This is a genomic window from Limnohabitans sp. 2KL-3 (assembly GCF_001269405.1).
Classification (GTDB): domain Bacteria; phylum Pseudomonadota; class Gammaproteobacteria; order Burkholderiales; family Burkholderiaceae_C; genus Limnohabitans_A.
In genome coordinates, this window is the sequence record NZ_CXON01000026.1 from 1 (window position 1) to 24,409 (window position 24,409).

General features: G+C 57.8%; 22 protein-coding genes, 1 tRNA gene, 1 pseudogene and 1 riboswitch. Of the genes and pseudogenes, 7 read left to right on the forward strand and 17 right to left on the reverse strand.

All coding sequences use genetic code 11. From position 1 onward, the window contains the following. Nucleotides 1-212: transposase domain-containing protein (locus tag AMM41_RS19730; RefSeq protein WP_194944829.1), on the forward strand; the 212-nt coding region annotated here is incomplete at its 5' end. 521 nt (nt 213-733) lie between these two features. Here the strand turns inward: AMM41_RS19730 and AMM41_RS19735 are convergent. The 3 genes from AMM41_RS19735 to AMM41_RS19745 all read right to left on the reverse strand — a co-directional run bounded on the left by AMM41_RS19735 (nt 734) and on the right by AMM41_RS19745 (nt 4,847). After that, on the reverse strand, nt 734-2,395 hold the full coding sequence (locus AMM41_RS19735; protein WP_089963408.1) for a long-chain fatty acid--CoA ligase: 1,662 nt from the start codon (nt 2,393-2,395) through the stop codon (nt 734-736). 637 nt (nt 2,396-3,032) lie between these two features. After that, nucleotides 3,033-3,668 (reverse strand): flavin reductase family protein, encoded by a 636-nt coding sequence (locus tag AMM41_RS19740; RefSeq protein WP_089963409.1) that lies wholly within the window; start codon nt 3,666-3,668, stop codon nt 3,033-3,035. 411 nt (nt 3,669-4,079) lie between these two features. After that, a complete protein-coding gene (locus AMM41_RS19745; RefSeq protein WP_089963411.1) occupies nt 4,080-4,847 on the reverse strand; it encodes an SDR family oxidoreductase in 768 nt (255 codons plus the stop codon). A gap of 233 nt (nt 4,848-5,080) precedes the next feature. Between AMM41_RS19745 and AMM41_RS19750 the strand changes: the two genes are divergently transcribed. After that, a complete protein-coding gene (locus AMM41_RS19750) occupies nt 5,081-6,079 on the forward strand; it encodes an acetamidase/formamidase family protein (RefSeq protein WP_089963413.1) in 999 nt (332 codons plus the stop codon). Nucleotides 6,080-6,135: 56 nt separating this feature from the next. After that, nucleotides 6,136-6,897 (forward strand): SDR family NAD(P)-dependent oxidoreductase, encoded by a 762-nt coding sequence (locus tag AMM41_RS19755; protein WP_089963416.1) that lies wholly within the window; start codon nt 6,136-6,138, stop codon nt 6,895-6,897. 100 nt (nt 6,898-6,997) lie between these two features. On the opposite strand, the gene AMM41_RS19760 is transcribed toward AMM41_RS19755, so the two are convergent. The 5 genes from AMM41_RS19760 to AMM41_RS19780 are packed head-to-tail and all read right to left on the reverse strand — an operon-like array spanning nt 6,998 to nt 11,282. Then, nucleotides 6,998-8,038, reverse strand: coding sequence for an aldo/keto reductase (locus tag AMM41_RS19760; protein ID WP_089963418.1), 1,041 nt, complete (start codon nt 8,036-8,038; stop codon nt 6,998-7,000). Further along, nucleotides 8,035-8,406 (reverse strand): TIGR04076 family protein, encoded by a 372-nt coding sequence (locus AMM41_RS19765; RefSeq protein WP_089963420.1) that lies wholly within the window; start codon nt 8,404-8,406, stop codon nt 8,035-8,037. Before AMM41_RS19765 ends, AMM41_RS19760 begins: the two co-directional genes overlap by 4 nt. Continuing rightward, the gene (locus AMM41_RS19770) at nt 8,403-9,443 is read right to left on the reverse strand and encodes a TRAP transporter substrate-binding protein (protein ID WP_089963422.1); all 1,041 of its coding nucleotides are present in this window, start codon (nt 9,441-9,443) and stop codon (nt 8,403-8,405) included. The genes AMM41_RS19765 and AMM41_RS19770 overlap by 4 nt, the downstream gene beginning before the upstream one ends. 55 nt (nt 9,444-9,498) lie before the next feature. Next, nucleotides 9,499-10,788: a TRAP transporter large permease gene (locus AMM41_RS19775; protein ID WP_089963424.1), complete on the reverse strand. Its 1,290-nt coding sequence runs from the start codon at nt 10,786-10,788 to the stop codon at nt 9,499-9,501. Further along, nucleotides 10,785-11,282 carry a TRAP transporter small permease gene (locus tag AMM41_RS19780; protein ID WP_089963427.1) on the reverse strand — a complete coding sequence of 166 codons (498 nt, stop codon included), beginning with the start codon at nt 11,280-11,282 and terminating at the stop codon, nt 10,785-10,787. Before AMM41_RS19780 ends, AMM41_RS19775 begins: the two co-directional genes overlap by 4 nt. Nucleotides 11,283-11,352: 70 nt before the next feature. Here AMM41_RS19780 and AMM41_RS19785 point away from each other — a divergent pair, with 70 nt between their 5' ends. Further along, nucleotides 11,353-12,093, forward strand: coding sequence for a GntR family transcriptional regulator (locus tag AMM41_RS19785; protein ID WP_089963428.1), 741 nt, complete (start codon nt 11,353-11,355; stop codon nt 12,091-12,093). A gap of 60 nt (nt 12,094-12,153) precedes the next feature. Here the strand turns inward: AMM41_RS19785 and AMM41_RS19790 are convergent, their stop codons facing one another. Genes AMM41_RS19790 through AMM41_RS19810 form a run of 5 tightly spaced genes read right to left on the reverse strand, consistent with a single transcriptional unit; the run spans nt 12,154 to nt 16,585 of the window. Further along, nucleotides 12,154-12,924 carry an SDR family NAD(P)-dependent oxidoreductase gene (locus AMM41_RS19790; protein ID WP_089963429.1) on the reverse strand — a complete coding sequence of 257 codons (771 nt, stop codon included), beginning with the start codon at nt 12,922-12,924 and terminating at the stop codon, nt 12,154-12,156. Between the two features lie 12 nt (nt 12,925-12,936). Next, a complete protein-coding gene (locus AMM41_RS19795; RefSeq protein ID WP_089963431.1) occupies nt 12,937-13,443 on the reverse strand; it encodes a TRAP transporter small permease in 507 nt (168 codons plus the stop codon). After that, nucleotides 13,440-14,738: a TRAP transporter large permease gene (locus tag AMM41_RS19800; protein ID WP_089963433.1), complete on the reverse strand. Its 1,299-nt coding sequence runs from the start codon at nt 14,736-14,738 to the stop codon at nt 13,440-13,442. The genes AMM41_RS19795 and AMM41_RS19800 overlap by 4 nt, the downstream gene beginning before the upstream one ends. Nucleotides 14,739-14,755: 17 nt before the next feature. Continuing rightward, the gene (locus AMM41_RS19805) at nt 14,756-15,808 is read right to left on the reverse strand and encodes a TRAP transporter substrate-binding protein (RefSeq protein WP_089963435.1); all 1,053 of its coding nucleotides are present in this window, start codon (nt 15,806-15,808) and stop codon (nt 14,756-14,758) included. Between the two features lie 15 nt (nt 15,809-15,823). Beyond that, nucleotides 15,824-16,585, reverse strand: a complete 762-nt coding sequence (locus tag AMM41_RS19810; RefSeq protein ID WP_089963437.1) for a GntR family transcriptional regulator — start codon at nt 16,583-16,585, stop codon at nt 15,824-15,826. 48 nt (nt 16,586-16,633) lie between these two features. Here AMM41_RS19810 and AMM41_RS19815 point away from each other — a divergent pair, with 48 nt between their 5' ends. Beyond that, nucleotides 16,634-18,028, forward strand: a complete 1,395-nt coding sequence (locus tag AMM41_RS19815; RefSeq protein ID WP_158273302.1) for a flagellar biosynthesis protein FlgA — start codon at nt 16,634-16,636, stop codon at nt 18,026-18,028. Between the two features lies 1 nt (nt 18,029). Beyond that, nucleotides 18,030-18,212: a hypothetical protein gene (locus tag AMM41_RS19820; RefSeq protein ID WP_089963441.1), complete on the forward strand. Its 183-nt coding sequence runs from the start codon at nt 18,030-18,032 to the stop codon at nt 18,210-18,212. Here AMM41_RS19820 and AMM41_RS19825 read toward each other — a convergent pair. After that, nucleotides 18,209-19,378, reverse strand: a complete 1,170-nt coding sequence (locus AMM41_RS19825) for an IS4 family transposase (protein WP_089963470.1) — start codon at nt 19,376-19,378, stop codon at nt 18,209-18,211. The two genes, AMM41_RS19820 and AMM41_RS19825, sit on opposite strands and share 4 nt — an antisense overlap. A 141-nt stretch (nt 19,379-19,519) precedes the next feature. Between AMM41_RS19825 and AMM41_RS19830 the strand changes: the two are divergent. Further along, nucleotides 19,520-20,290 (forward strand): annotated as a pseudogene (locus AMM41_RS19830) (amidohydrolase); the annotation flags it as partial. Between the two features lie 102 nt (nt 20,291-20,392). Here the strand turns inward: AMM41_RS19830 and AMM41_RS19835 are convergent. From AMM41_RS19835 to AMM41_RS19845, 3 genes are all read right to left on the reverse strand, one after another. Continuing rightward, nucleotides 20,393-20,468: transfer RNA gene (locus AMM41_RS19835), tRNA-Asn, on the reverse strand. Nucleotides 20,469-20,546: 78 nt separating this feature from the next. Further along, nucleotides 20,547-22,775 carry a TonB-dependent siderophore receptor gene (locus tag AMM41_RS19840; RefSeq protein ID WP_089963445.1) on the reverse strand — a complete coding sequence of 743 codons (2,229 nt, stop codon included), beginning with the start codon at nt 22,773-22,775 and terminating at the stop codon, nt 20,547-20,549. Between the two features lie 68 nt (nt 22,776-22,843). Continuing rightward, nucleotides 22,844-22,946, reverse strand: a riboswitch (TPP riboswitch). Between the two features lie 374 nt (nt 22,947-23,320). Further along, complete coding sequence (locus AMM41_RS19845) at nt 23,321-24,373, reverse strand: NAD(P)/FAD-dependent oxidoreductase (protein ID WP_089963472.1); 1,053 nt, start codon at nt 24,371-24,373, stop codon at nt 23,321-23,323. Nucleotides 24,374-24,409 lie beyond the last annotated feature (36 nt).

A 24,409-nucleotide genomic window follows, 5' to 3' on the forward strand; every position in this document is an offset into this window, starting at 1 on the left:
TGGGTCGCAAGAACTGGCTGTTTGCGGGCTCACTCAGAGCGGGCCAAAGGGCGGCAGCGGTGATGAGTCTGATCCAGTCGGCCAAACTCAACGGTCACGACCCGTACGCGTACTTGAAGGACGTGATGGAGAAGCTGCCAACCTGGCCCAATAGGCGGATTCAAGAGTTGCTGCCACACCGCTGGCAGCTGACTGGGCAAAGAATCGGCTGAAACTTGTGGGTGGGCAGGGGTTCGCCGTACGCTTACGTAGGAGCGGCGCCCCCACCGCGAAAAGCCTCGCAGACCACTAGCCATCGTCCCGACGGCGGGGCTCACACAAAATGAAGAGGCTCTCACAAAAGCAGGGCCTTCCCTTGTAGGAGCGATGCCCCCGCCGCGAAAAGCCTCGCAGACCACCACCCATCGCCCCGAGGGCGGGGCTCCCACAAAATGAAGGGGCGCTCACAAAAGCAGGGCCTTCCCTTGTAGGAGCGGCACCCTCGTCGCAAAAAGCCTCGCAGACCACCACCCATCGCCCCGAGGGCGGGGCACCCACAAAATGAAGGGGCGCTCACAAAAGCAGGGCCTTCCCTTGTAGGAGCGGCGCCCCCGCCGCGAAAAGCCTCGCAGACCACTACCCATCGTCCCGAGGGCGGGGCTCCCACAAAATGAAGGGGCCCTCACAAAAGCAGGGCCTTCTACAAAAGCAATGACTCCCACAGTCAGTGCTGAGCAAAGCGCAGTCTGCGGCCTCAGGCCGGAAAGCGTTCGCGCAGTTTGAGCTTGTAGAACTTGCCCGTGGAGGTTCGGGGCACGGCGTCGATGAACTCGTAGCGGTCGGGCACTTGCCATTTGGCAAAGCCGTGCTGCAGCAAGTGCGCGGCAAAGTCTCCGGGCCGTGGTGCTTTGCCAGGTTTGAGCACGATGCAAGCCAGCGGCCGCTCGCTCCACTTGGGGTCGGGGATGGCAATGACGGCCGCTTCAGCCACGTCGGGGTGGGCCATCAGGGCGTTTTCCAGATCGACCGAGCTGATCCACTCGCCGCCCGACTTGATCAGGTCTTTGGTGCGGTCGGTGATGCGCACAAAACCCAAGGCGTCCAGGCTGGCCACATCGCCCGTGCGCAGCCAACCGTCGGCGCTGAACTTGTCTTCGCTCACGGGCACCTGGTGGTAGCTGCCGGTGATGAAGGGTCCGCGCACCTGGATTTCGCCCACATGCTGGCCGTCCCAAGGCGCATCGAGTCCGTCTTCGCCCCGGATGCGCAATTCGGTCAAGGGCACGGGCACGCCCGCCATGGCAGCGCGGCGGTAACGCTCGTCCATGGGCGCATCTTTCAGCTCCGACTTAGGGTAAGACACGGTGCACAAAGGCGAGGTTTCGGTCATGCCCCAGCCTTGCAAAATCCAGATGCCGTGCCGGTCAAAGGCGCGAATCAGCGCCTCGGGCACGGCCGCACCACCCACCAATGAGCGCATGCCAGCGGGCAGTTTCCAGCGGTCCGGTTGGGTAGTTTGTGCGGCCTCAAAAGCCTGGATCAGGCCCATCCAGATGGTGGGCACGCCCAGCGAGAGTGTGGGGGGCTCGGCCGTCATCAGGTCCAACAGGTCTTCCGGGTGCAGGTGCGGGCCGGGAAACACGAGCTTGACGCCCATCATCACCGCGCCATACGGAATGCCCCAGCTGTTGGCGTGGAACATGGGCGTGACGGGCAAGATGACGTCGCTGCCTTTCAAGCCCCAAAAGTCTCCCAAGCAGCCCACCAGCGTGTGCAAGATGGTGGAGCGGTGCGAGTACACCACGCCTTTGGGGCGGCCCGTGGTGCCCGAGGTGTAGCACATGGACACAGCATCGTCTTCGGCGTGCGGGGCGTATTGAAAAGCCTGTGTGTCGGTGCTGGCGAGCAACTGCTCGTAATCGGTGAAGGGTGCGGGCACCGCTGCCCCGGAAAACGGGAACACGATCACGCGCTCGAAACGGTAGAGGTGCGCAAACTGCTGGTACAGCGGCAGCAACACGTCGTCGATGATCAGCACCTTGTCTTGCGCGTCGTTGGCGATCCAAGCGATCTCTTCGGGCGACAGGCGCAGGTTGAGGGTGTGCATCACGCCGCCCGCGGCCGGGATGCCGAAATAGCACTCCAGGTGCGCATGGTGGTTCCAGCACAGCGTGGCCACGCGTTCACCCTTTTGCAAGCCCAGGTTTTGCAGGGCTTGTGCCAACTGGCGCGTGCGTTGGTAAAACGCGCCGTAGCTGTGCCGCACCAGCGACTTGTCGGGCAGGCGCGAGACGATCTCGTTGCGGGCAAACAAAGTGCCCGCCCGTTCGAGCAAGTGGTTCAGCGACAAGGGCATCTGCATCATGGTGCTGCAGATGGTGGCCTGGGCGGGGGATGCAGAAGAAGGTGAGGTCATGACGGGCTGGGGTTGAACTTGTCTGCCCAAATCATGCGGCCCACAGTACACAGTGCAGGCTAGGGAAAACCCAAGGCCCGTGTCACTTGTTGGTCCGGCACGCTGAAGTTTGCATGAACGCTTTTTGGGAGGAGCGATGCCCCCGTCGCGAAAAGCCTCGCAGACCAACAAGAATTGCCCCGAGGGCGGGGCTCCTACAAAATGCAGTGCATTCCTTGTAGGTGCGACGCCCCCGTCGCGATCACCCTCGCAAACCACCAAGAATCGCCCCGAGGGCGGGGCTCCCACAAAATGCAGGGCATCCCCTTGTAGGAGCGACGCCCTCGTCGCGATCACCGTCGCAGACCACCAACAATCGCCCCGAGGGCGGGGCTCCCACAAAATGCAGGGCATCCCCTTGTAGGAGCGACGCCCTCGTCGCGATCACCCTCGCAGACCACCAAGAATCGCCCCGAGGGCGGGGCTCCCACAAAATGCAGGGCATCCCCTGTAGGAGCGACGCCCTCGTCGCGATCACCGTCACAGACCACCAAGAATCGCCGCTAGGGCGGGGCTCCTACATTGTTCACATGGCTGGTCGCTGTGCCCAAGACAAGCCTTCACTTCAGACTTCATTAGGCGGGATCCACTGTTCAACTCACTTGGGCAGGTCGCGTGCGCCGCTTTCAGGTCGGTACATCTTGAACAGCTGCTCGGGGCCGATGCTGAAGTAATCGGCTGGGCCGCCCCCGCGCAGGATGTGCCCGGCGTTGGCCGTGTCGTAGACCCCGTTGGCAATCAGGCGCTCGTCGATGTGCACCCCAATCACCTGGCCAAACACCATCCATGTGTCCACTTTTTCGCCCTGCAGGTTTTGCATTTGCAAAATTTGGGTGCAGCGGCATTCAAAGCTGACCGGGCTCTCGGCCACCCGGGGCACGCTCAGCAAGCGGGATGGGGCGGGGGTCAGACCGGCCAGGGCAAATTCGTCCACCTCGGGGGGCACGCCCTCGCAGGTCTGGTTCATGGCTTCGGCCAGGGGGCGCGTGACCAAGTTCCACACAAATTCGCCATTGGCTTCAATGTTATTGAGCGAGTCCTTGCGCCCGATGCTGGAAAAACCAATCAGCGGGGGCACGTAGTTGAAGGCATTGAAAAAACTGTAGGGGGCCAAATTGAGCACGCCGCTGTCGCTGCGGCTGGACACCCAGCCAATGGGGCGGGGACCCACGATGGCGTTGAAGGGGTCGTGCTTGAGGCCGTGGCCCAGGTGGGGTTCGTAAAAATGAGTCATCGGCAAACTATAAGCAAGCCATTCAAGCAGCACTGTCTTGCGCCGGACAAGGCCCCAAGAAGCGTGGCGGCAAGGGTCAAGCTGAAAGGGTAAAGTTCTGAGCGCCCAGTTTGACTGAACAAACCCGGTGATGTTGACATGAGCGCTTTCTGGTGGAACCGGTGTCTTCACCACGATGGCGCTTGCATACCATCCCACAAAATGCAGGGCATTGCCCCTGTAGGAGCGACGCCCTCGTCGCGAAAAGCCTCGCAGACCACCAAGAATCGCCCCGAGGGCGGGGGGCCTACATTCATCACGGAGCTGATCGCTGTGCCCAAAACCAGTCTTTCACTTCATACTAGTCAGGGCCGAATCCAAAGCCCCTTGGCCTGCCGCCCTCTTGGGGTCGACAAGCTTTTAGGCCCAAGCTCAGCTGCGCTTGGGCGTCTCCAGGCCGCCGGTGTAAAACCGGTTGTAGGTGGGCGAGATGACGAGTTCGTTGATGCAGGTGCGGGCGGGCATTTGGGCCAGGAACAAGATGGCCTGCCCCATGTCTTCGGCTTGCACCATGAGATCGCGCTGCGCTTGTGACGGGGGCACGGGGCGTTTGTCCAGGATGGGGGTGGCCACCTCGCCGGGCAGCAGCGAACTGGCCCGGATGCCGTGGGTGCACTCTTCCATGTTGATGGATTCGGTCAGGGCCAAAACCGCGCGTTTGGTGGCGTTGTAGGCTGGCCCCGTGAGCTTGGAGGCGTACAAGCCCGCCCATGACGACACGTTGATGATCAAGCCCCCTTGCTGTTGGCGCATGGCGGGCAAGACCGCGTGCACGCAATAAAAAAGGCCCGACAAATTGATGGCCACCACATCGTCCCAAGCCTCAGGCGTGACGACGTCGAAATTGCGCTGCGTGGCATTGGTGCCCGCGCTGGTCACCAAGATGTCGATGCGACCATGCCGGGCCAGAATGTCTTGCGCCGCTGCCTTGACCGCATGCTTGTCGGCCACGTCGAGCAAAATTGCCTCGGCACTGCCCAAGGCTTGCAGCGTGGCCAAAGCGCTGGCGTTGGTGCTGGCCGTGCGGCCAGAAATCACCACATGGGCCCCGGCCTTGACGAGTGCGATGGCCCCCGCCAAACCAATGCCGCTGCCCCCACCGGTGATCCAGGCAATCTGGCCTTGGAGTGAAGAGGTCATAGAGGGCTCCTGTGTGGGGGGTTGAGGGTGCAGGCTTTCAAAGCGGCCTGTTGAGGGTGGGTCGAATTTAAGCAGTCTTGTGCTGCTGGCCTGCTGCTCAGGTGACAGGCGGGTCGACATCGCCCCAGGGTGTGCCTCTTGCATAGGGAGCTCTGGGGCTTGACCCAAGGGCTAGCCCTTATTGCCCGTGGTCTGGCCTGTGTTCACAATGAAAATTCATTTGGAGCAACTCTATGGACTGGTTAGACCAATCGATCATGCGCTTGCGCGGCGTGGCCCAAGGCCGTACGCCTGAAACCCATTCACTCACGGAAGCCCTGCAGGGCAAATACCACTACACCATCGGCCCTTATTCAGACCCGGTGCTGAAGGTGCGGCCCGGCGACTGCATTGTGGTGGAAACCCGAGACGCTTTTGAGGGAGCCATCAAGTCCGAGCAAGACCTGCCTTCCCGGGTGTTGACCATGCCCTTCGTCAACCCGCAAAACGGCCCCATCATGGTGGAGGGGGCGGAAAAAGGCGATGTCATCGCGGTGCACATCAAGTCCATCCGCCCACGCGGCCCCAACCCCCGAGGCACCTGCTGCATGATTCCGCAGTTTGGTGCCCTCAGCGGCACCTCATTGACGGCTTTGTTGTCCGATTCATTGCCTGAAATCGTCCGCAAAATCGATGTCGATGAAGACGGTGTTTACTGGAGCAAACGCGTCACATTGCCCTACAAACCGCACATTGGTACCTTGAGTTGCTCGCCCGAGATCGACTCCATCAACACCCTCACCCCCGATGCCCATGGCGGCAACATGGACCTGCCTGACATGGGGCCGGGCAGCATCACCTATTTGCCGGTGCAAACAGCGGGCGGCAGGCTCTTCATTGGCGATGCCCATGCCTGCCAGGGCGATGGTGAGGTGTGTGGCACGGCCGTGGAGTTTGCCAGCACCACCACCATCGAGGTGGACCTGATCAAGGGCTGGCAAATCGACTGGCCCCGGCTGGAAAACGAAGCCGTCATCATGGCCATTGGCAGTGCACGCCCACTCGAAGACGCCACCCGCATTGCTTACCGCGAGTTGGTGTTGTGGATGGAGGCCGAGTACGGCTACGACCGTTGGGATGCCTACATGATGCTCAGCCAATGCGGCCAGGTTCGGCTGGGCAATTTTGTCGACCCCAAATACACCGTGGGTGCGGCCATCACCAAAAAATACCTCGCGCCTGAGGGCGTTTGAGCGCCTTCAATACAGCGCCTTGCGCTGCCAATTTTTTCAACTGAAAGGGGAACCCCATGGATTTAGGACTCAAAGGCCGTACCGCGTTGATCACGGGTGGCACCAAAGGCATTGGCCAAGCCATTGCACAAACCTTGGCCGCCGATGGTGCGCATGTGGCCATTTGTGCCCGCAATGCGGCTGAGGTTGAGCAAAGCGTTCAAGAGTTGGCCCGCCATGGCGTCAAGGCTTTTGGCCGCGCGGTGGATGTGGGTGATGGCGCGGCTTTGCAAGCCTGGGTGATCGATGCGGCAGCCGCTTTGGGCGGCATCGACATTGTGGTGGCCAACGTCAGTGCCCTGGCCATCAACAACGATGAGAACGGTTGGCAACAAGGCTTTCAGGTGGACATGATGGGCACCGTGCGCCTGGTCAATGCCGCCATGCCTTTTTTGGAGAAAAGCAGCCACGCATCCATCGTCACCATCTCCAGTGTTTCAGGCCGGGAGATCGATTTTGCGGCGGGCCCTTATGGCGCTTTCAAGGCGGCCATCGTGCACTACACCCAAGGCCTGGCTTACCACTTGGCGGGCAAGCACATCCGCGCCAACAGCGTATCGCCGGGCAACACCTATTTCGCGGGCGGTGTGTGGAACCAGATCGAGGTGGGCAACCCTGAGCTGTACAAACAAGCCTTGGCCATGAACCCGACAGGCCGCATGGCCACCCCCCAAGAAATCGCCAACGCTGTGGCTTTCCTGGCCAGCCCGGCGGCCAGCTTTGTGACGGGCACCAACTTGGTGGTGGACGGGGCCTTGACCAAAGGCGTTCAGTTGTGAAGGCGGGCTTGGGCTGCTGAGCGGCTCAAGCCTTGCAGACCTGCACAACACGGCCCTTGACTGAGGGCCTGCAAGTTCTGGCCTACAAGGGCAAGCGTTTTCAGTGACGCCCTTCGTTTTGGTTGTAGCGCATGATGCGCCCGTGTCGGCCTTCCTTGTCGCGTTCGATGTCGTAGCAGTCACCAGCAGGGCCGGTGCGCCGTGCCAGCAAGGGCGCTAAAAGGGCGTGGTCTTGCGCGTCCAGGCGCAAGGCTTCAATGCGCTGCGTGGCCGGCAGGTGGCGCGTGGAGGTGAAGCCCATGATGGCGCTGCCCACTTGGGGGCGGTCGATCACCCAGCGCGTGGCCACATCCCCCAGGCCCACGCCGTGGCGCGTGGCGATGGCCTGCAAGGCTTGCAGCAGTTCCTGAAACAGGTCCCATCCGCCAAAATCTTCGATGATCAGTTTGTATTTGGTGTGTGAGCGGTTGGCCAGAGGCTCGGTGGGTTCGGCTTGGCCCAGCCAGGCATCGCTGAGCAGGCCGCCGGCCAAGGTGCCGTAGCACAGCAGTTGCAGACCGCGCTCTTGGCACAGCGCGCCCAGGCCTTGGTCGGGGCGGCTGTCGAGCAAGGAGTACTGCACCTGCGTGCTGATCAAAGGAATGCCCGCGTCCAGAATTTCCCGGGTCAGGGCGGTGTTGAAGTTGGTCAGGCCCAGGTGAGCAATTTTGCCTTCGCGGCGCAGATCGCTCAGGATGCCCAGCGCCTCGACATAGCCCGGTTGGGCCAGGTTCCACCAGTGAAACTGCACCAGGTCCAGCTGGTCCACGCCCAGGCGTTCCAGCGAACGGTCGATGATGCCGGTGAGGTAGGCGCGGTCGCATGAGGTCAGTCGGTCGTAGTCGGGCACACATTTGGTATGGACCTGAAGCTTGGGGGCCAGATCAGTGTGCTCGCGCCGAAATCGACCAATCAAGGCCTCCACGCCGATGTAATGGTCAGCGCAGTCAAAGGTCGTGAGCCCGGCCTCCACGAAGGCGGCCATGTCTTGCACGGCTTGCGCCTGATTGACCTCACCATGGCCGCCCGCCAAGTGCCAGCAGCCTTTGATCAGTCGGGACGCACGGTAATTCGGTGCCAGCTCGGTGGTGGAGATACTCATGGGGTTTTGTCAAGGTCTTGTGAAGGGGTGGCCAATGGCTCTGCGGTGACGGCCGCGTGGTTGAACTGCCGAGTGCCGCAGCGCTTGATGACAAAGCGGGCCTTGCAATTCGGATCGGGGCAGGCGACGCGGGCGTCGGTGCTCATCCAGTCGTTGGGGTGGCAGGGGCGCTGCTTGGCGGGCAAGATGGGCAGCAGCGCCGCCAGGGTGTAGATGGACCAGCTTTGCCCAGGCGGAAAATGCAGCTGCTCACCATGCAGCTCGAAGTGGTCGCCGGCTTTGGCCTTGCACCAGCAAGGACCATCGCCTTCCCACTCCACCCGCAGGTCGAACAATTCAAATTGGTCGTTGCCTGCGGGCTGGCTCATTTGCTCACGCCCAACTCGCGCGACACGCTGGTGATGAGGCCACGGTACTCGTCCAGCGCTTGTTTGGCGGCGGGCGATTTCTTGCCAGCCTCTGCCAGCCATTCATCCTGCACAAAAGCCAGCTTGGTGCGCAGCTCTTGCAGCAGGGGGCCTTGCACGGGTGTCACCTTGACCCCGGCAGCGGCCAGTTGGCGGTCGGCGTCGTCTTCCTTGGCCTGCCAGACGGTGGCAAAGCGGCGAACCATGGCTTCACCCGAGAGCTTTTCAATGGCTGCGCGGTCGCGGGCCTCCAGAGCCGCCCACTTGGCGGCGTTCACCACCACGAACTGGCTGGAATGCGCAAAACCACCCGGCACATACGAAGCCGTGGGCATGTGCTGGGTCATCTTGAAGGCCACCACGGTCTCTTTTTGCTGGAACATGCCCTGGATCACGCCCCGCGAGATTTGTTCGTAGGCTTCGGACAGTGGCGAGGAGATGGGCGTCATGCCCAGCGAGCGGGTGATTTTTTCGACCGTGGTGCCGGGCACACGGATCTTGATGCCACTGACCGCGTTCATGGAGGTCAAGGCATTGGCCTTGGTGAACAGCTGGTAGGAGCCATTGGTCCACAGGCCGAGCAAGACGGTGCCTTCGTGCTCGTTGGCTTGTGCAAAGTGTTTTTGGTAGGTGCGCCAGTAAGCCAGCGAGTTCACCACCGCGTGGTCGGTTGTGAAAGGCAGCTCGCCCATTTCGGTGAACTTGAAACGGTTGGGCGTGTAGGCATGCACGCTGAAGGCGATGTCGGCCACGCCGTTTTTGACCAAGTCAAAGTGAGCTGGCGGCGCACCCAGTGCGGGCAGCACCTGGATCTTGACGCGGCCCTCGGTGGCTTTTTCGACATCGGCGGCCCAGGGCTGGATCATTTCGGTGACCACATGGTGGGTCGGTGGCAGCCAGTTGGAAAAGCGCCAAACGGTTTGGGCTTGCGCTGCCAGGGCAAGACTGCCCAGCGCTGTGATGAGCAAGGACTGGCGCAGAAAACGAGGGGTGACCATGGGAAAGCTCCTTGGGTTGAGGGTGATGGAGGTGACGAAGGATTTTGGGAAAAAATCAGGTGATGGAGGGCAGCCACAACGCAATGGCCGGCACAGCCAGCAAAATGCCCAGGCGGATCACGTCCGCCGCCACAAAGGCGCTGGCCCCGCGAAACACCACATTCAGCGGGACCGATGGAATCTGGCTGGCGAGCATGTACACGTTCATGCCCACGGGTGGGGTGATCAGTGCCACCTCGATGAGGGTGACGATCAGCACACCGAACCAGATCGGGTCAATGCCGTAGCTCACCACCAAAGGAAACACAATGGGCAGTGTCAGCAACAGCATCGACATGCTTTCCAAAAAGCAACCCAGCACCAAATACATGGCACAAATGATGAGCAGGAACTGCATGGCCGACAGGTCCATGCCCTGAAACACGCCGCCCAACCAGGGGGTGAAGCCCGAGATGGTGATGTACTTGGACAAGACCAGGGCCCCGATCAGAATGAAAAACAAGCTGGTGGTGGTGACCGCGGTCTCGCGCAGCACCTGGGCCAGCAGTTTGCGCGTCAGTCGCCCGCGTGCAATCACCATCGCAAAGGCGCCTGCAGCGCCGATGCCCGCTGCTTCGGTCGGGGTGAACCAGCCGCCATAAAGCCCACCAATCACCAAGCCGAACAACAGGACCACACTGCCGATGCCGCGCAAGGAATGCAAGCGCTCTGTCCATGTGCTGCGCTCGCCGGCCGTACCCGATTGCGGGTGTCGCCAGGTGTAGACCATGACCGCGCCCACATACAACAAGGCCCCCAACAGGCCGGGCAGCACTCCGGCGATGAACAGCTTGCCGATGTCGGTCTGGGTCATGATGCCGTAGACCATGAGGGCCACACTGGGCGGAATCATGATGCCCAAAGTCCCGGCCGATGCGATGCAACCCGTGGCCAGCGCATCGCTGTAGCCGTAGCGTTTCATCTCGGGGTAGGCCACACGCGTCATGGCCGCCGAGGTGGCCAGGCTGCTGCCACAAATGGCCGCAAAACCCGCGCAGGCCAGCACGGTGGCAATCGCCAGGCCGCCACGCAGATGCCCCACAAAACGGTAGGTGGCGCGGTACAGCTCGCGCGAAATGTCCGCCTCGTTGATCAGGTTGCCCATGAGAATGAACAAAGGCACCACCGTGAGCGAATAGTTGTTGACGGTGCTGAAGGCCGTTTCACCCACCATGAACAAGGTAGGGCTCCAACCCAGGACACTCAGGCACCCGACCACGCCCGTGACCAGCATGGCCACGGCAATGGGCACTTCCAAGGCAATCAGGCCCAGCATCACGGCCATGGCGATCAAGGTGGCGCTCATGACGATTCCCCCACACTGCGCTTGGACCACAAGGCCATCACCGCAGAAAGCGCCATGCTCACCGCCCCAAATCCGGCCACCCACGACAGGGGCACTTCGATGTAGGGCGCCCGGTCACCTGCTGCGCCGACCCGCAGCATGTACTGAAACAGGGCCCAGGCCAAATAAGCCAAGGCCACGCAGGACAAGATTTTGCGCAGTTCACGCAGCACGCGCTCCAAGCCTTTTGGCGCACTTCGCCACATTTGCAAAATACCAGCGCGCACATGTTCGTCTTGCGCGGTCACCAGGGGCAAGGTGGCATACACCAGCAAGCCCATGAGCAAGGCCGTTAACTCGTAAGCCCCGGTGATGGGGCGGCCTGCGATGCGCAAAACCACATCCAGAAAGGCCACAGCGGCCATGGCCGCGAGCACCCATGAAGCCACATGGACAAACCACAAAGCAGGTCGCGGTGCTGCTGCGGGCAGGGGTTCGGATGGGTCTGATTTCATGCGTTCACCATAATGTGATCACATAATACGGCACACCTCATGAACAAAGCAAGCGTGGATATACTGCCCCATGGCCCGACCCCGACGTGATGCCCCCAGCCCAGAATCCCTGCGATCCCCGATGCCGGTGTTGCGTCCGGTCTCGCGCGACTCGGTGCAGGACCGCATTTATGCCGAACTGTCAGACGCCTTGATTTGTGGTCGTTTGCAGGGCGGGCAAACCCTTCAGATCAGGGACTTGGCCGAGGCCTTTCACACCAGTGTGATGCCGGTGCGCGAGGCTTTGCGGCGCTTGGTGGCCGAGGGGGCTTTGGAGTCCGCCACGCAGCGCCCCGTGCGCGTGCCACACCTGTCGGTTCAGCGGCTGGACGATATCCACCAGGCCCGGCTTTTGGTGGAAGGGCACGCGGCCGAAATGGCGGCCGTGCGTGCGGATGATCATTTGTTGGCCGCACTGGAAGTGGCCGATGCCGAGTTTTCACGCGCGCTGCAAACGGGGGATGTGGAGGCTGAATTGCAGGCCAATCGGCGCTTTCATTTCACCTTGTATGAGGCGGCTCAGTCACCCACCTTGCTGTCCATGATTCGCAGTTTGTGGTTGCAAAGCGGTCCTTATGTGCGGGTGGCCGTGGCCCATCACAAGCCAGAGCACGGCGCTCCACGGACTTTGCACCACCATGGCCTGATGCAGGCCTTGGCGCAGCGCGATGCAAAAGCCGCTCGCCGCGAATTGGAGGCGGACCTCGATTGGGCTTGGCGACTGATGCAGGACAAAGTGGGCACGCCTGTCGAGGGTTCTGGGAGCGTTTGAAGTGCAAAAAAAAGCCCACCTTGTGGGTGGGCTTTTTTGTCAATGGATGACTCTGTATTTTTAACCTAAGGTGCCTGCATCTGCCATGAGGCAGCTGCCTGTGATGAATGACGCTTCTGATGACGCCAACCAAAGTATGGGGTATGCAATTTCGAGAGGGTCAGCCCAGCGCTTCAGCAAATTTTGTTCGTAACGCTGGTGGTCGATTTCAATGCCAGATTTTCGCGCCTCTGCAGCACGCTTGATGTGAAAGGGCGTAAGGGTGGCACCAGGACAAATGGCGTTCACACGAACTTGATGCTGTGCTTCTTCATAGGCCAAGGTTTTGGTCAATGAAACAATGCCAGCTTTGGTCACATCGTATTGACCCATGCCGACCCTGGGATGGAATGCATGTGTTGAAGACACATTCACAATGCAGCCAGTTTTACTTTTTCGCAAACTGGGTAATGCCTCCCTTGCCATGTACACATAACTGAGCAAATTGACCGCAAGGATTTGATTCCAAACATCAGCCGTTGAGTCCGCCAGTGGCTCATATGAGCGCATGCCTGCGTTGTTGACCAAAATGTCCAACTGGCCCCACTTTTCGATGACAAGCGAGACAACTTCCGCTGCAGACGCCTCATTGGCAAGATTGAAAGGGATACAAATGACTTCGGCGCCAGGGATGGCTTCTTGAAGCGATTTGGAAACTTCATTCAAGGGGGAATCTGGCAAATCGACCAGTACCACTTTGGCCCCATGCTCACAAAAAAGTTTGGCGGTGGCCGCGCCAATACCGCCAGCGCCCCCAGTCACAATGGCTACTTGATTGGCAAGTCTTTTCATATGGATGGACACCTATCCTAAGGTACTGATTTCTTGATGCTCAACGAAATCTGGGTTTCGACAAATTCGCAAAATTGCGACCATGCTGTACACACTCATGAGCAAGGCATTCAAGGGTATGGCCACATACCAGTAAATTTTGTTGGCTTGCAGATAGGGCGTGGTCTCGCCTGAGTTAAAGCCAAAATCTGCACCGAAATACACCAAGATCCAAAGCAAAAAAAGCATGGCCACATGGATGGCGATGGAAATCAAGCGCCTGAGGGCTGGACGCCAGATTTTGTCAAATGCCCCAACCCTGTACAGCGAACCCTCACGCCAAAGCGCTGCCGTTCCAGCAAACGTCAGCCAAACGAACAGAAGGTCAATGAGCTCGTCGTAACCCGAGACGCTGATGGCAGGAAAACTTCTTTGGACAATGCCAAAAGCCAATAGCAAAAACAGACCCAAGAAACATGCAATGACGGTCCATTTCAACAAATAGGCGATCGTTTTATCGAGCTGAATGAGGTACGTCATTTGATGAGACCAAAACCGAACAATTGCGGCAACCACATAGAGAAACCAGGGATGTACGTGACAAGTCCCAGCACCACCACCATGGCGAATAAATATGGCGCTAGCTCGCTCACAATTTCTGCAATGGGCACCTTTGCAATTCCTGATACCACAAACAAGCAAAGTCCAACGGGGGGTGTGACCAAACCAATCATCATGTTGACGACCATGATCACACCAAAATGGATGGGGTCAATTCCTATCGCTCCAATCACAGGTGCAAGGATTGGGTACGTGATGATCATGATGGCAATTGTTTCTAGAAACATGCCCAAAAACAGCAGTACCAAATTGATGATCAGCAAAATCATGATGGGATCTGCAGACAGCTTCATGAGGGCCTGCAAAATTTGATTGGGTACTTGCTGCTGAATCAGAACCCAACCAAATGGGGCTGACATGGAAATGATGAACAGCACTTGAGCTGTTTGCCTGCCTGACTCCCACACGGTGTCAATCAAAGCTTGCCAGGTGAGTTCGCGATACACAAATTGGCCCAACACAAAGGCATAAGCCGTTGCCAAAACAGCCGCTTCAGTGGGCGTGACAACACCTGAAAAGATGGCAATCAGAATGGCGGGTGGAAGGGCCAGTGCAGGAATTGCTTTTAAGACAGTGTTCCATGCTTCACTGCCAAATTTCACGCCTTGAGAGACTGGTAAATTCAATTTTTTGGCTTGCAGACCAATGGCAATCATCAACCCAATGCCCATCAAAAGGCCCGGAATGATGCCAGCTAAAAACAAAGCACCCACAGAAACATTGGCCAAGCTGCCATAAATCACAAATGGAATGCTGGGAGGAATGATGGGTCCAATGGTGGCCGATACTGCAGAGATGGTGGCTGCAAATTTGGCTTTGTACCCCTCCTTGACCATGGCTCGAATTTCAATAACGCCCAACCCTGCTGCGTCTGCAACGGCTGAGCCGGACATGCCCGCAAAAATCATGCTGCCAATGACATTGACATAGGCTAGACCACCTCTAACGCGTCCCACCAAGAGTTTGGCCACTTCAAAAATGCGTTCGGTGGTGCCACCCACATTCATCAAGTTGCCGGCCAATATGAAAAATGGAATGGCCAGCAGCGGAAATGAAGTGGTGGCTGCGTAAGTTCGCTGAATAAAAATTAAAAGTAAGTCTGTGCCGCTTGTGGCAATCATGATGACGCCAGCGATCAGACCCAATGCGCCTGCAATCGGAAATCCTAAAAGAATGGTGATGCAGGTCGCAACAAGTATGTACGCTACAAGCATTGCAGAACTTACTTCAATCAGGTTTTAGCTGCTGCTACTGCGCGTGACCAATTGTTCCAATTTTCATCACCGATGCTCTTGCGTAAAACATCGTATGCAGGAGCCATTTTGTCGCGGAAGGGCGCCACCTCGGGTCGGGTAATCGCAATGCCAGCCTTTTGCATCGTTGCAATTTGCTCTTCTTCTTTTTCGCGAACTGCTTTGCGTGCAGCTTGCCCAGCAACTGTAGCCTCCTCAGAAATAATTTTGCGTTGGGCTTCATTGAGCTTGTTTTGCCAAGCACGCTGGTTGGCTACCAGCATGATGGACGTGTAGATGTGTTTTGTCAGTGCAATATGGCTTTGCACTTCAAAGAACTTGGCCGCAAACGTGGTGCCAATTGGATTGTCTTGGCCATCGACCGTTTTGTTGGCAAGCGCCAGGTAGACCTCTTGGAAGGCAATGGTTTGGGTGTTGGCGCCCAAGGCTTCAAAGGCAGACTTGATGGCCAATTCGGGCGGCACCCGCAACTTCAGGCCTTTGATGTCGTCTGGGGTACGGATGGCTTTTCGGCTGTTGGAAAGAGCGCGGAAGCCCCACTCAAAGTTGGCAATCCAGCTGAAACCCACAGCAGAAAATTGTTGGGTAAGCCAAGCTCGGCCAGTGACATCGAGTGCTTTATGGGCGTGCTCATAGCTGTCGAACTGGTAAGGAATGTTGATGACGCCAAGTGGCTTGGAAATGGACTCGATGTTGGAGGGGTTCATCAAAATCATGTCGATGGCCCCAAGCCTTGTTTGCTGTGCGGTTTCGACGGGTGAGCCCAGTGCGTTGTTGGGAAAAATTGTAATTTTGACTTCGCCATTGGTGCGATCGCTGATGCGTTTCACCATTTTTTCGGCTTCGATGTGAACAGGGTGCGAGGGGTCGGCAGGGTGGGTGAGCCTCAGTTCAACGGCTGCTTTTGCCGGTATCCAGATAGAACCTATGGACGCAGCAGCCCCTGCTTGCAAAACGCTGCGCCTGTTGATTGAAAAAGTTTGTTTCGTTGAGTCGGTCATGTCTGTCTCCTTTTCAAATAATTCTTGCATACAAGATTTTGATCGTCAAGTGGTCTTCGAGCGGACATTTATTTTCTTTTTAACGGGGTTGGATTGGTCGCGAATCGACTTCACAACAATAGAAAGTCCATTTTGAACATGCGACTTCATGGCCTTTGCAGCGCCCAAACTGTCGTGCTGTTTGATGCATTCCAGAATGGCGCCGTGCTCAACCATGGCCTTGTCCCAGCGTTCAGGCCACAAGTTGGAGGCATATCGTGCGCGATCGATTCGAAGTGCCAACAAATCCCAGACCCACAGCAAAACAGGGTTGCCTGAGTATTCCAATATCAAGCGGTGAAAAGCTTTGTTGGCTTTGAAATAATCTGGCAGCTGATCTTGGGCACGATGCTTCAGCATGGTGTAGTGAAGAATGCCCAATTCGGCTGTTTCTGCCTCTGTAATTCGGGCTGCAGCCAATTCGCCTGCAAGTGCCTCAATGGCCGAAACAACATCAATCAAAGCGGCAGTTTCTTCTGCATCCAGTCGTGTGACGGTGGGGGATCGATTGGGGTTTACATCGAGTAAGCCTTCCTGTGCCAAAGTTTTGATCGCTTCACGCACAGGCGTTCTGGAAACATTGAGGCGCTCGCACAATTCACGCTCATTTAATTTTTCACCGGGGCCAATGGCACCAGCAATGATCAAGTTGCGCAGGGTCTGTGCGGTGCTGGCATGCATGTCCCCTTTGCGCAAAGTGGCGCTCTTATTAGTTTCAGCCGACAGGCTGTCCAGTGGGGTAGGGGTGTTGACTTTATTTTTCTTCATGGTTTGTTTCAGTTTGACAGACTTTATTCTTGTATGCAAGAATTAAGCATGAACATTGAGTCTGTCTTTCACAAATTTTCTACGAACAACTCCACTGAATCTGGCGTGGGACTCGTCGGTGCTGGTGAATTTGGGGCCACCTTTGTTTCTCAAATTCATCGAATGAAGGGGGTGAGGGTGGTGGCCATCTGCGACCAACAACCTGAAAAAGCCTTCCAAGTGGCACTTCAGTCTGGCATCGATCAGGCGCAAATTTTTGTAGCCCACGATCTTGAATCCGCTAAAAATGCCATCTCTCAGAACCGATGTGTTGTTCTCAATCAGGCCGAGTGGCTTGCGCAACTGCCCTTGCAGGCGGTCCTCGAAGCCACGGGTGATCCAGAGAGTGCAGCGGCCACTGCATTGGCGTGCATCAAGTCTGGCAAGCATGTGGTCATGGCCACCAAGGAGGCTGAGATTGTCGTGGGTGCTGAGTTGGCCAGGCTGGCCAAGCAACACAATGTAGTGGTCTCTCCAGTCGATGGTGATCAGCCCAGTTTGCTGATTGGACTGATTGAGTGGGCCCGGTTATTGGGTTTGCCGGTGATGGCCGCAGGCAAATCCAGCGAATCAGATTTTGTATGGACGCCAGCAACCAATGAGGTGAAAGCCTGGGGCCAAACAGTGGTTTCCACTGAAATAGGTCAAAACTTTATTCGCAACGGCCCTTATTCATGGCAGGACGTTTTAGCCAACCGTGCCAGCGTTCCATTTGAACTGACAACAGTTCCGGACCTTTGCGAAATGGGCATCGTGGCCAACCACACAGGTTTGCTGCCCGATTGCGCAAGCCTGCATGCGCCACTGGCCAGAACCGTTGAATTGCCCAGTATTTTTAGGCCCAAGGAAGAGGGTGGCATTCTCAGTGGCCAAGGCCGCGTGGACATGTTCAACTGCTTGCGTCGTCCCGATGAGCTCAGTTTTGCAGGTGGTGTCTTTGTGGTGATCGAGGCACCCGATGTCGCAACTGGAAAGCTTTTTGCGGCCAAGGGCATTCCAACTTGCCCCAACGGAAAATACGTCCTGATTCACAACCCGGTTCATTTGCTAGGCGCTGAGGCGGCCATGTCTATCCTCTCTGCGGTCAAACTTGGGGCATCGTGTGGTGGCCGAGATGTTCGCCCCGTGGTCGATTTAATTGCCATGGCGCAGCGCCAAATTGAGGTAGGTGAGTTGTTTGAGATTGGCACTCGGCATGTCATACCAGGCCTAGGCCATCAACTCATGGGTGCCCAGCCAATGTCTCCAGACAATCCACTGCCATATTATTTGTGTGCTGGTGCAAAAGTGCTGCGCCCCATTCCAAAAGGCAAAATTGTCACTTGCAGTGATGTTGAAATCGATTCAAATAGCATTCTTTATCAACTTCGATCATCACAAGATCAACACTTCTTTCCTCACTGACATGACGCAAGCAAATCCTGATAAAAAAAAGCTGCAATTCATTGATGCGCATCATCACTTTTGGGATTTGGAAAAGAACGACTACCCGTGGCTGAATGACCATCCAGAACCCAACTTCTTCCTGGGTAATTACGATGGCATCAAGCGCAATTATTTATACAAAGACTCAGTAGTGTCCGGTTAAAAAGTGAATAAATTCAACTGCTTAGCGCAGTCAGGTGGTGCGGTTGTGTAAGCATCGGTCTGCAAGGCGCATGAAATCGACGTTTTCTCGAAAACAGACACCGACAAAATCTGTAGAAAAGTGTAGAGCGAGGCATTCAATTGCAACTCCTTCTTGACAATGGCAATCAGCACGTAAGTGGCCACGGCGCACCAAATTTGCGTCTTGACCGCGTTCTCGCTGGTACCCAAAAACTTCTTGATGCGCAGATGCTGCTTGATCCATTTGAAGAACAACTCGACCTGCCAACGGTTCTTGTACAGGGCTGTGATGGTCAACGCTGGCAGTGTCATGTTGTTGGTCAGAAAGACCAGCACCTTTCCCGTCTGCGGGTCCTTGAACTTGATGCGCCGCAAGTGCTCGGGGTAGTCCTTGCTGGCGTAGTGCCCATTGAGTGCAATGGTCTGATCGCAGACAAGGCCCGTGGTTTTGTCTACAGGAGCCGAGTACATACGACGAGAGTTCATATTGCTCTTGGCACGGGTCACGAAGAAGGCCGCGCACTGGTGCATGGTGTACAGGCGAGAGAAGTCCAGATAGCCCCTGTCCATGATGTAAAAAGCGCCCGCCTCGATGGGCAACATGTCCAGCACATGCACATCGTGCATCTTGCCGTCGCTGATGTGGATGAAGGCTGGAATTGCGCCGCGCAAGTCCAGCAAGGTGTGCATCTTCACAGCGGCCTTGGTGGAGCGAAACGGTGCCCAGTCGAACAACCCCAGACACAGGTCGATGGTGGTGGAGTCCAAGGCGTAGACGGTGGCATCCAAATCCACGCCCATGGGTTCTTGTGCGTACAGTCTGCGGGCTCGGTCGATCAATCGCATCGCCAGAGCATGGTAAATGCGCCAGTCGCGAGAATTCAAGGCATCGGCCAGCGTCGAGCGTGCAGGAATGTGGCGCATGCCCATGTGAAAAAGTTTGGACTGATTGGCCGTCAAACACGCTTCGATGTCGCGCAAAGACTCGCGCCAAGTCAGTTGGGCAAACGCCATGATGCGAAACAGCTCCGTACAACTGAGCGTGCGCACCCCAGCATCGCCGCGATGGCGATCGACGATGCGACCAAAGGTCTTCCAGGGCACAAATTCCATGACCTGCGCGAACAATGTTTTGCCTGCGTTCATGGGCATCTCCAGGTGATTGAACCCTTGGAGCATGCCTAGTGCGCAAAATCAAATTCAAATCGTGGACACCCATGAAACCTCTGAAACCCTTGTCGTTACTCGCTTGCAGCGAGTTGGCTATCAAATAAACCGGACACTACTGACAAAGACTATTTGCAAGACAGCCAAGACTTTGAAGTGCTGGCCACAGTGCATTGCGAGGCCGAATGGAACAGAGATGATCAAGTTGGTGAGACCCAGTGGCTGACCGATATCCATGCGCAAACGGGTTTTCCCACAGCCATCGTGGCGCATGCATGGTTTGATACTGACAATGCGGCAGAAGTCCTTTCAAAGCAGGCTGCTTTTCCCTTGGTCAAGGGCATCAGGTCCAAACCCAAGACCACTTTGAGACCCGATCTTTTGACAAATCATTTGCCTGGGGGCATGCAAGACAAGAGGTGGCTAGAAGGGTATTCACGCTTAGAACAATACGGTCTTAGCTGGGATTTGAGGGTGCCGTATTGGCACCTGTATGAAGCGGCTGAAGTTGCGCGGCAATTTCCCAACACCCCCATCGTCTTAAACCACACTGGATTTCCTTGGGATCGAAGTGCGCAAGGCATTTTGGCCTGGAGCAAAGCCATGGAGGCTTTGGCCAAACACCACCATGTACACCTCAAAGTTTCTGAATTCGGTTTGAAAGACCAAGCTTGGGACTACACCTCCAACAAAGAAATTGTGCTGCGTGCCATCGGCATTTTTGGCATTGAGCGGTGCATGTTTGCATCCAACTTTCCTGTTGCGGGTCTGAGGGTTGATTTTTCGACCTTGCTCAATTCTGTTGCCAACATGGTCTCAGAATTTACGGAGAAGCAGCAGCATGATTTCTTCGTGGGCAATGCTGCCCGGTTTTATCGCTTGGATATCTGAAGACGCCAGACTGACATGCCATGAAGAACGTCTGAAAGAACGAGGCATGCGACCGCAGAAACGAAAAAGCCCGCTTTTGGCGGGCTAAGTCGTAGTTTGTAATGGCTCCTCGACCTGGGCTCGAACCAGGGACCTACGGATTAACAGTCCGGCGCTCTACCGACTGAGCTATCGAGGAACAGCTTGAAATTATAGAGTGCTTTTGGGCAAGTTTTGGGCAAGAGGTGCAGTTTTTTGAAAAATTTGAAGCCTCTGTTTAAAAACTGGTTTTCAGGGCCACACGCAGCGTCCGGGGGGCACCTGCGTACAGGTAATAGTGGCCAAACTGTTTGGGCGATTCGCGCCAATACTGGCGATTGGCCAGGTTGTCGACGGCCAAAGTCCATTGGGTGCGGGTGCCTTGGATGCGCGTGTCGTGGTGCACGGCCCAGTCCAGCGTGGTCCATGCGGGCAATTGAACGCTGCCGTCTTCGGTGGCTTGGCGCTCTGCCTCGTGGCTCAGGCGCAAGCTGGTGCGCAGGCCGGGTACGGCCGCAAAGCGGTATTGGGCTTGGGCGCGAAGCGTCATGCGGGGCACGTTCAGGGCGCGTTGGCCGTTGACGCTGGGGTCGATCACGGCGTTTTGGCGCAGGGCTTGTATCCAGGCGGCACCCATGTCCAAGGTCCACTGGGCATGCGTCATGCCGGCCGACAAGTCCAGTCCCCGGTGACGGGCTTGGCCGTCGATTTTTCGGGTGCAGGTGTTGTCTTCGTCGCAAGTGCCTTCGTCGCCCGATACGGGACGCGTGATGTCAAACCCACTCGCTTGCCAGCGCGTTTGGGCCCATTGGCCTTTGACACCGATTTCTGTTTGATGGCTGCGCAGCGCTGGCAGGGCCTGTCCAGCGTTGGTGTAACGGCTGCGGTTGGGCGCGACATCGGTCTCAATGCCTTCGCCGTAACTGCCATACACCGAATAAGCCGGCGTGATCTGGTGCGTCACAGCCAGCCATGGGGTGTTGAAGCTGCGCTGGTCCTGCACGGCTCGGCTGCCGTCGGTGCGTTGGCTGGCGCGGTTGAGCTGTGTGTGGCGCATGCCCAGCCACAGCGCGGTTTGTGTGTTGAGTTCAATGCGGTTGCGCAGAGCCACTTCGGTGGTGTATTCGCTGCGCTCGGTGTTCAGCTCGCTTGGGGTGGGCTGGGCCTCGGGGCTGACTGAAGTGCCGTCAATGTTGCCGGTGCCCGCCCAGTTGTAGGCTTGCATGAAAGAGGGGCGGTCGAGCAATCGGCTGCGCTGCACACTCAGACTCAGGTTGTGACGCAGGCCTGCCCAAGTTTGCTGGCCACTGAGTTCGGTGTGCAGCGCATCGCTGCTGCGGCGCTCGTTGTCGCTGCGGTAGTCGTACAGGTCAAAGCCGCCGTTGCTGCAGTACTTGTCGCCAATCCAGTCACCGTTGGGCAAGGTGCAGCCAAACGCAAAGGTCAAACGGTCGTCGGTGCGCAAGCGTTGTGCGCCGTATTGCGTAGTCCAAAGCCAGCCGCCGTCGAGGTTTTGCTTGAAGCGCAAGGTGCCCGTGGTGCCCGCAAAAACGCCGGGTACCGACCAGGCCTGGCGCGTGATGTTGCGTGTGCCGTCCACGGTGGGTGGCAGGGTGGGCACGCCGTTCAGGGGATCGGTGGCGTTGGCCAGCAGGCTGTAGGCGTTCACGCCCATTTGCTGGCGCTCGCTGCGTTCGATTTCCCATTCCAGGCGGCTGTCGGGCGTGAGGCGCCAGTCCATGGCCAGTGCAAACAGTTTGCGGTGGCCTTCGGTGTTCTTGATGTACGGGTTCAGGTCTTCGTAGGCGGCATTGAAGCGGTAGCCCAGTGCCTGGTCTTGGCCAAAGCGGCCACCCAGGTCCAGCCCGATGCTGCTGTTTTTGCCCGGGCCATAGCTGGTGCTGACCGAGCGGATGGTCTCGTCCTTGGCTGTGGGCGGACGTTTGACCACGTAATTGACCAAACCGCCCGGGGCGCTGGTGCCGGCCTGAATGCCGCTGGTGCCTTTGAAAAGTTCAATGCGCTCTTTGTTGTCCATGCCGATCATGGTTTCGGCCGAAATGGGCAGGCCTTCGCGGCGGTAGTTGTAGCGGTTGTCCAAGGTATAGCCGTGCACGCTCAGGCTGTCCCAATAGGCGGGTGAGTTGTAGCTGTCGGCCACGCTGGCGTCCAGGCGCAGGGCGTCGGACACGCGCTGTGCCCCGATGTCTTGCAGGGTCTGCTGGTCAATGGTTACCGCGCTGAAAGGCGCCTTGCGCAAAGGCACATCGCCAAAGCCGCTGACCTGCGAGGGGGCCGAGCCGATGATGGTGATTTCACTCACCGCTGGCGTTTGGGCTTGCGTTTGAGCTTGGGCACAGCCCCAGGCCAGACAAGCCACGGCGCTGGCGATGTGGGTGACGCGGCAAGTCAAACGCTCAGAAGAGCGGTGCGAACTGGACGAAAAAAATGGCGAAAAAAATGCCATGACGTTTTTCCTTCAACGTAATGGCAGGTCGGCTGGCTGGGAACATGGTGCGCCCACAAATGGGACACGGTTCTTTTGACAAGCTTCCCTGCGCGAGGATTACCTCAATCAGGTTCAAAGGGACTTTCTCAGTCGAAGGCCTCACGGCTTTCAACACCCCTAGCGAATGCGCCGCAGAATTGCGGCGCGAGGTGGATTCTAGGTCAAGGTGCTCACCACTGCGTGGGCAGGGGGTTTGCCTGTGCTGGGGGTCCCACAAAATGCGGGGCATCTCGTTGTAGGAGCGGCACCCTCGCCGCGATCAAGTCTCGCAGACCACCACCCATCGCCCCGAGGGCGGGGCTCCTACAAAATGCAGGACTCCCACAAAATGCGGGGCACCCACAAAGGGAGGGGCATCTCGTTGTAAGAGCGGCGCCCTCGCCGCGATCAAGCCTCGCAGACCACCACCCATCGCCCCGAGGGCGGGGCTCCCACAAAATGCAGGGCTCCCACAAACTGTGGTGCATTCGCCCAAACGGCGTTCCTGCAAACTTCGATGGGTTTCAGGCTTGTGTTGGTTGCAGCAACAAGCGTTGATGCAGCAGGGTGGAGGTTGTGGTGTATTGCAAGAGCTGTTTTTCGGCTGGTCGCAGCAAGGCCACCGCGCCGAAAGCGGCCAGTGTGGCTTCGTGGAAGCCGCAGAGGATGAGTTTCTTTTTGCCGGGGTAGGTGTTGATGTCGCCCACGGCAAAGATGCCGGGCTCGGAGGTGCCAAAATTTTCGGTGTTGACCACCAGTTGCTTGCGTTCCATGGCCAGGCCCCATTGAGCCACGGGGCCTAATTTGGGCGACAGGCCCAGACAGGTTTGCAGCACATCCAGGCTCAGCCATGCGGTTTCGCCTTGTGGGTTGAGCAGTTCCAGCGCTTGCAGGCGGCCTTGCTCCACCTTCAGTCCGGTGGGCTGTCCGGCCACAAAGCGCATGCGGCCTTGGGCGCAGGCTTGGCGCATTTGGGCGATCAACTCGGGTGCGGCGCTGAACTGGTCGCGTCGGTGCAGCAGGGTGACGCTGGCGGCCGCTTGGGGGCCTTGGGCTGCGTCCAGGCAGGTTTGCAAGGCGGTGTCGCCGTCGCCGGCCACCACCAAGTGGCGTCCTGCCCAGCGCTTGGGCGCGGGGTGTTCGGCAAACACCTGCGTGCCTTCAAAAGCGCTCAAGCCATCCAGCACCATGCGGCGCGGCACAAAAGCGCCCACACCCGCCGCAATGAACAAGGTGGAGGTGAGAAAGTGTTGTCCCGCATCGGTGCTGATGGCCAGGCGCTGGTCGGCTTGGCGTTCGATGTGGGTGACTTGTTGGCCCAGGTGCAGCGTGGCTTTGAAGGGGGCAATTTGCTGCTGCAAGCGCTCGACCAGCTCTTGGCCGGTACAAAACGGAATGCCCGGGATGTCGTAAATCGGTTTGCCCGCATACAACTCGGCGCATTGCCCGCCGACATGGGGCAGGGCGTCGATCACTTGGCAGTGAATGCCTTGCAGGCCCAGCTGAAACACCTGAAACATGCCCACGGGGCCTGCGCCAATGACCAGCGCTTCGGTCTCGATGGGGGCCTGGGTCATGGGAGGTATTTGAAAAAAAATGGCCGAAAAATCGGC

Coding starts and splice junctions, on each gene's coding strand:
- AMM41_RS19765 (WP_089963420.1), bottom strand. CDS start 8,406: ATGAGCCAGCCCGCAGGCAACGACCAATTTGAATTGTTCGACCTGCGG.
- AMM41_RS19750 (WP_089963413.1), top strand. CDS start 5,081: ATGGACTGGTTAGACCAATCGATCATGCGCTTGCGCGGCGTGGCCCAA.
- AMM41_RS19810 (WP_089963437.1), bottom strand. CDS start 16,585: ATGAAGAAAAATAAAGTCAACACCCCTACCCCACTGGACAGCCTGTCG.
- AMM41_RS19795 (WP_089963431.1), bottom strand. CDS start 13,443: ATGACGTACCTCATTCAGCTCGATAAAACGATCGCCTATTTGTTGAAA.
- AMM41_RS19735 (WP_089963408.1), bottom strand. CDS start 2,395: ATGACCTCACCTTCTTCTGCATCCCCCGCCCAGGCCACCATCTGCAGC.
- AMM41_RS19785 (WP_089963428.1), top strand. CDS start 11,353: ATGGCCCGACCCCGACGTGATGCCCCCAGCCCAGAATCCCTGCGATCC.
- AMM41_RS19800 (WP_089963433.1), bottom strand. CDS start 14,738: ATGCTTGTAGCGTACATACTTGTTGCGACCTGCATCACCATTCTTTTA.
- AMM41_RS19755 (WP_089963416.1), top strand. CDS start 6,136: ATGGATTTAGGACTCAAAGGCCGTACCGCGTTGATCACGGGTGGCACC.
- AMM41_RS19845 (WP_089963472.1), bottom strand. CDS start 24,373: ATGACCCAGGCCCCCATCGAGACCGAAGCGCTGGTCATTGGCGCAGGC.
- AMM41_RS19760 (WP_089963418.1), bottom strand. CDS start 8,038: ATGAGTATCTCCACCACCGAGCTGGCACCGAATTACCGTGCGTCCCGA.
- AMM41_RS19815 (WP_158273302.1), top strand. CDS start 16,634: ATGAACATTGAGTCTGTCTTTCACAAATTTTCTACGAACAACTCCACT.
- AMM41_RS19745 (WP_089963411.1), bottom strand. CDS start 4,847: ATGACCTCTTCACTCCAAGGCCAGATTGCCTGGATCACCGGTGGGGGC.
- AMM41_RS19840 (WP_089963445.1), bottom strand. CDS start 22,775: ATGGCATTTTTTTCGCCATTTTTTTCGTCCAGTTCGCACCGCTCTTCT.
- AMM41_RS19825 (WP_089963470.1), bottom strand. CDS start 19,378: ATGAACGCAGGCAAAACATTGTTCGCGCAGGTCATGGAATTTGTGCCC.
- AMM41_RS19770 (WP_089963422.1), bottom strand. CDS start 9,443: ATGGTCACCCCTCGTTTTCTGCGCCAGTCCTTGCTCATCACAGCGCTG.
- AMM41_RS19820 (WP_089963441.1), top strand. CDS start 18,030: ATGACGCAAGCAAATCCTGATAAAAAAAAGCTGCAATTCATTGATGCG.
- AMM41_RS19780 (WP_089963427.1), bottom strand. CDS start 11,282: ATGAAATCAGACCCATCCGAACCCCTGCCCGCAGCAGCACCGCGACCT.
- AMM41_RS19775 (WP_089963424.1), bottom strand. CDS start 10,788: ATGAGCGCCACCTTGATCGCCATGGCCGTGATGCTGGGCCTGATTGCC.
- AMM41_RS19740 (WP_089963409.1), bottom strand. CDS start 3,668: ATGACTCATTTTTACGAACCCCACCTGGGCCACGGCCTCAAGCACGAC.
- AMM41_RS19805 (WP_089963435.1), bottom strand. CDS start 15,808: ATGCAAGAATTATTTGAAAAGGAGACAGACATGACCGACTCAACGAAA.
- AMM41_RS19790 (WP_089963429.1), bottom strand. CDS start 12,924: ATGAAAAGACTTGCCAATCAAGTAGCCATTGTGACTGGGGGCGCTGGC.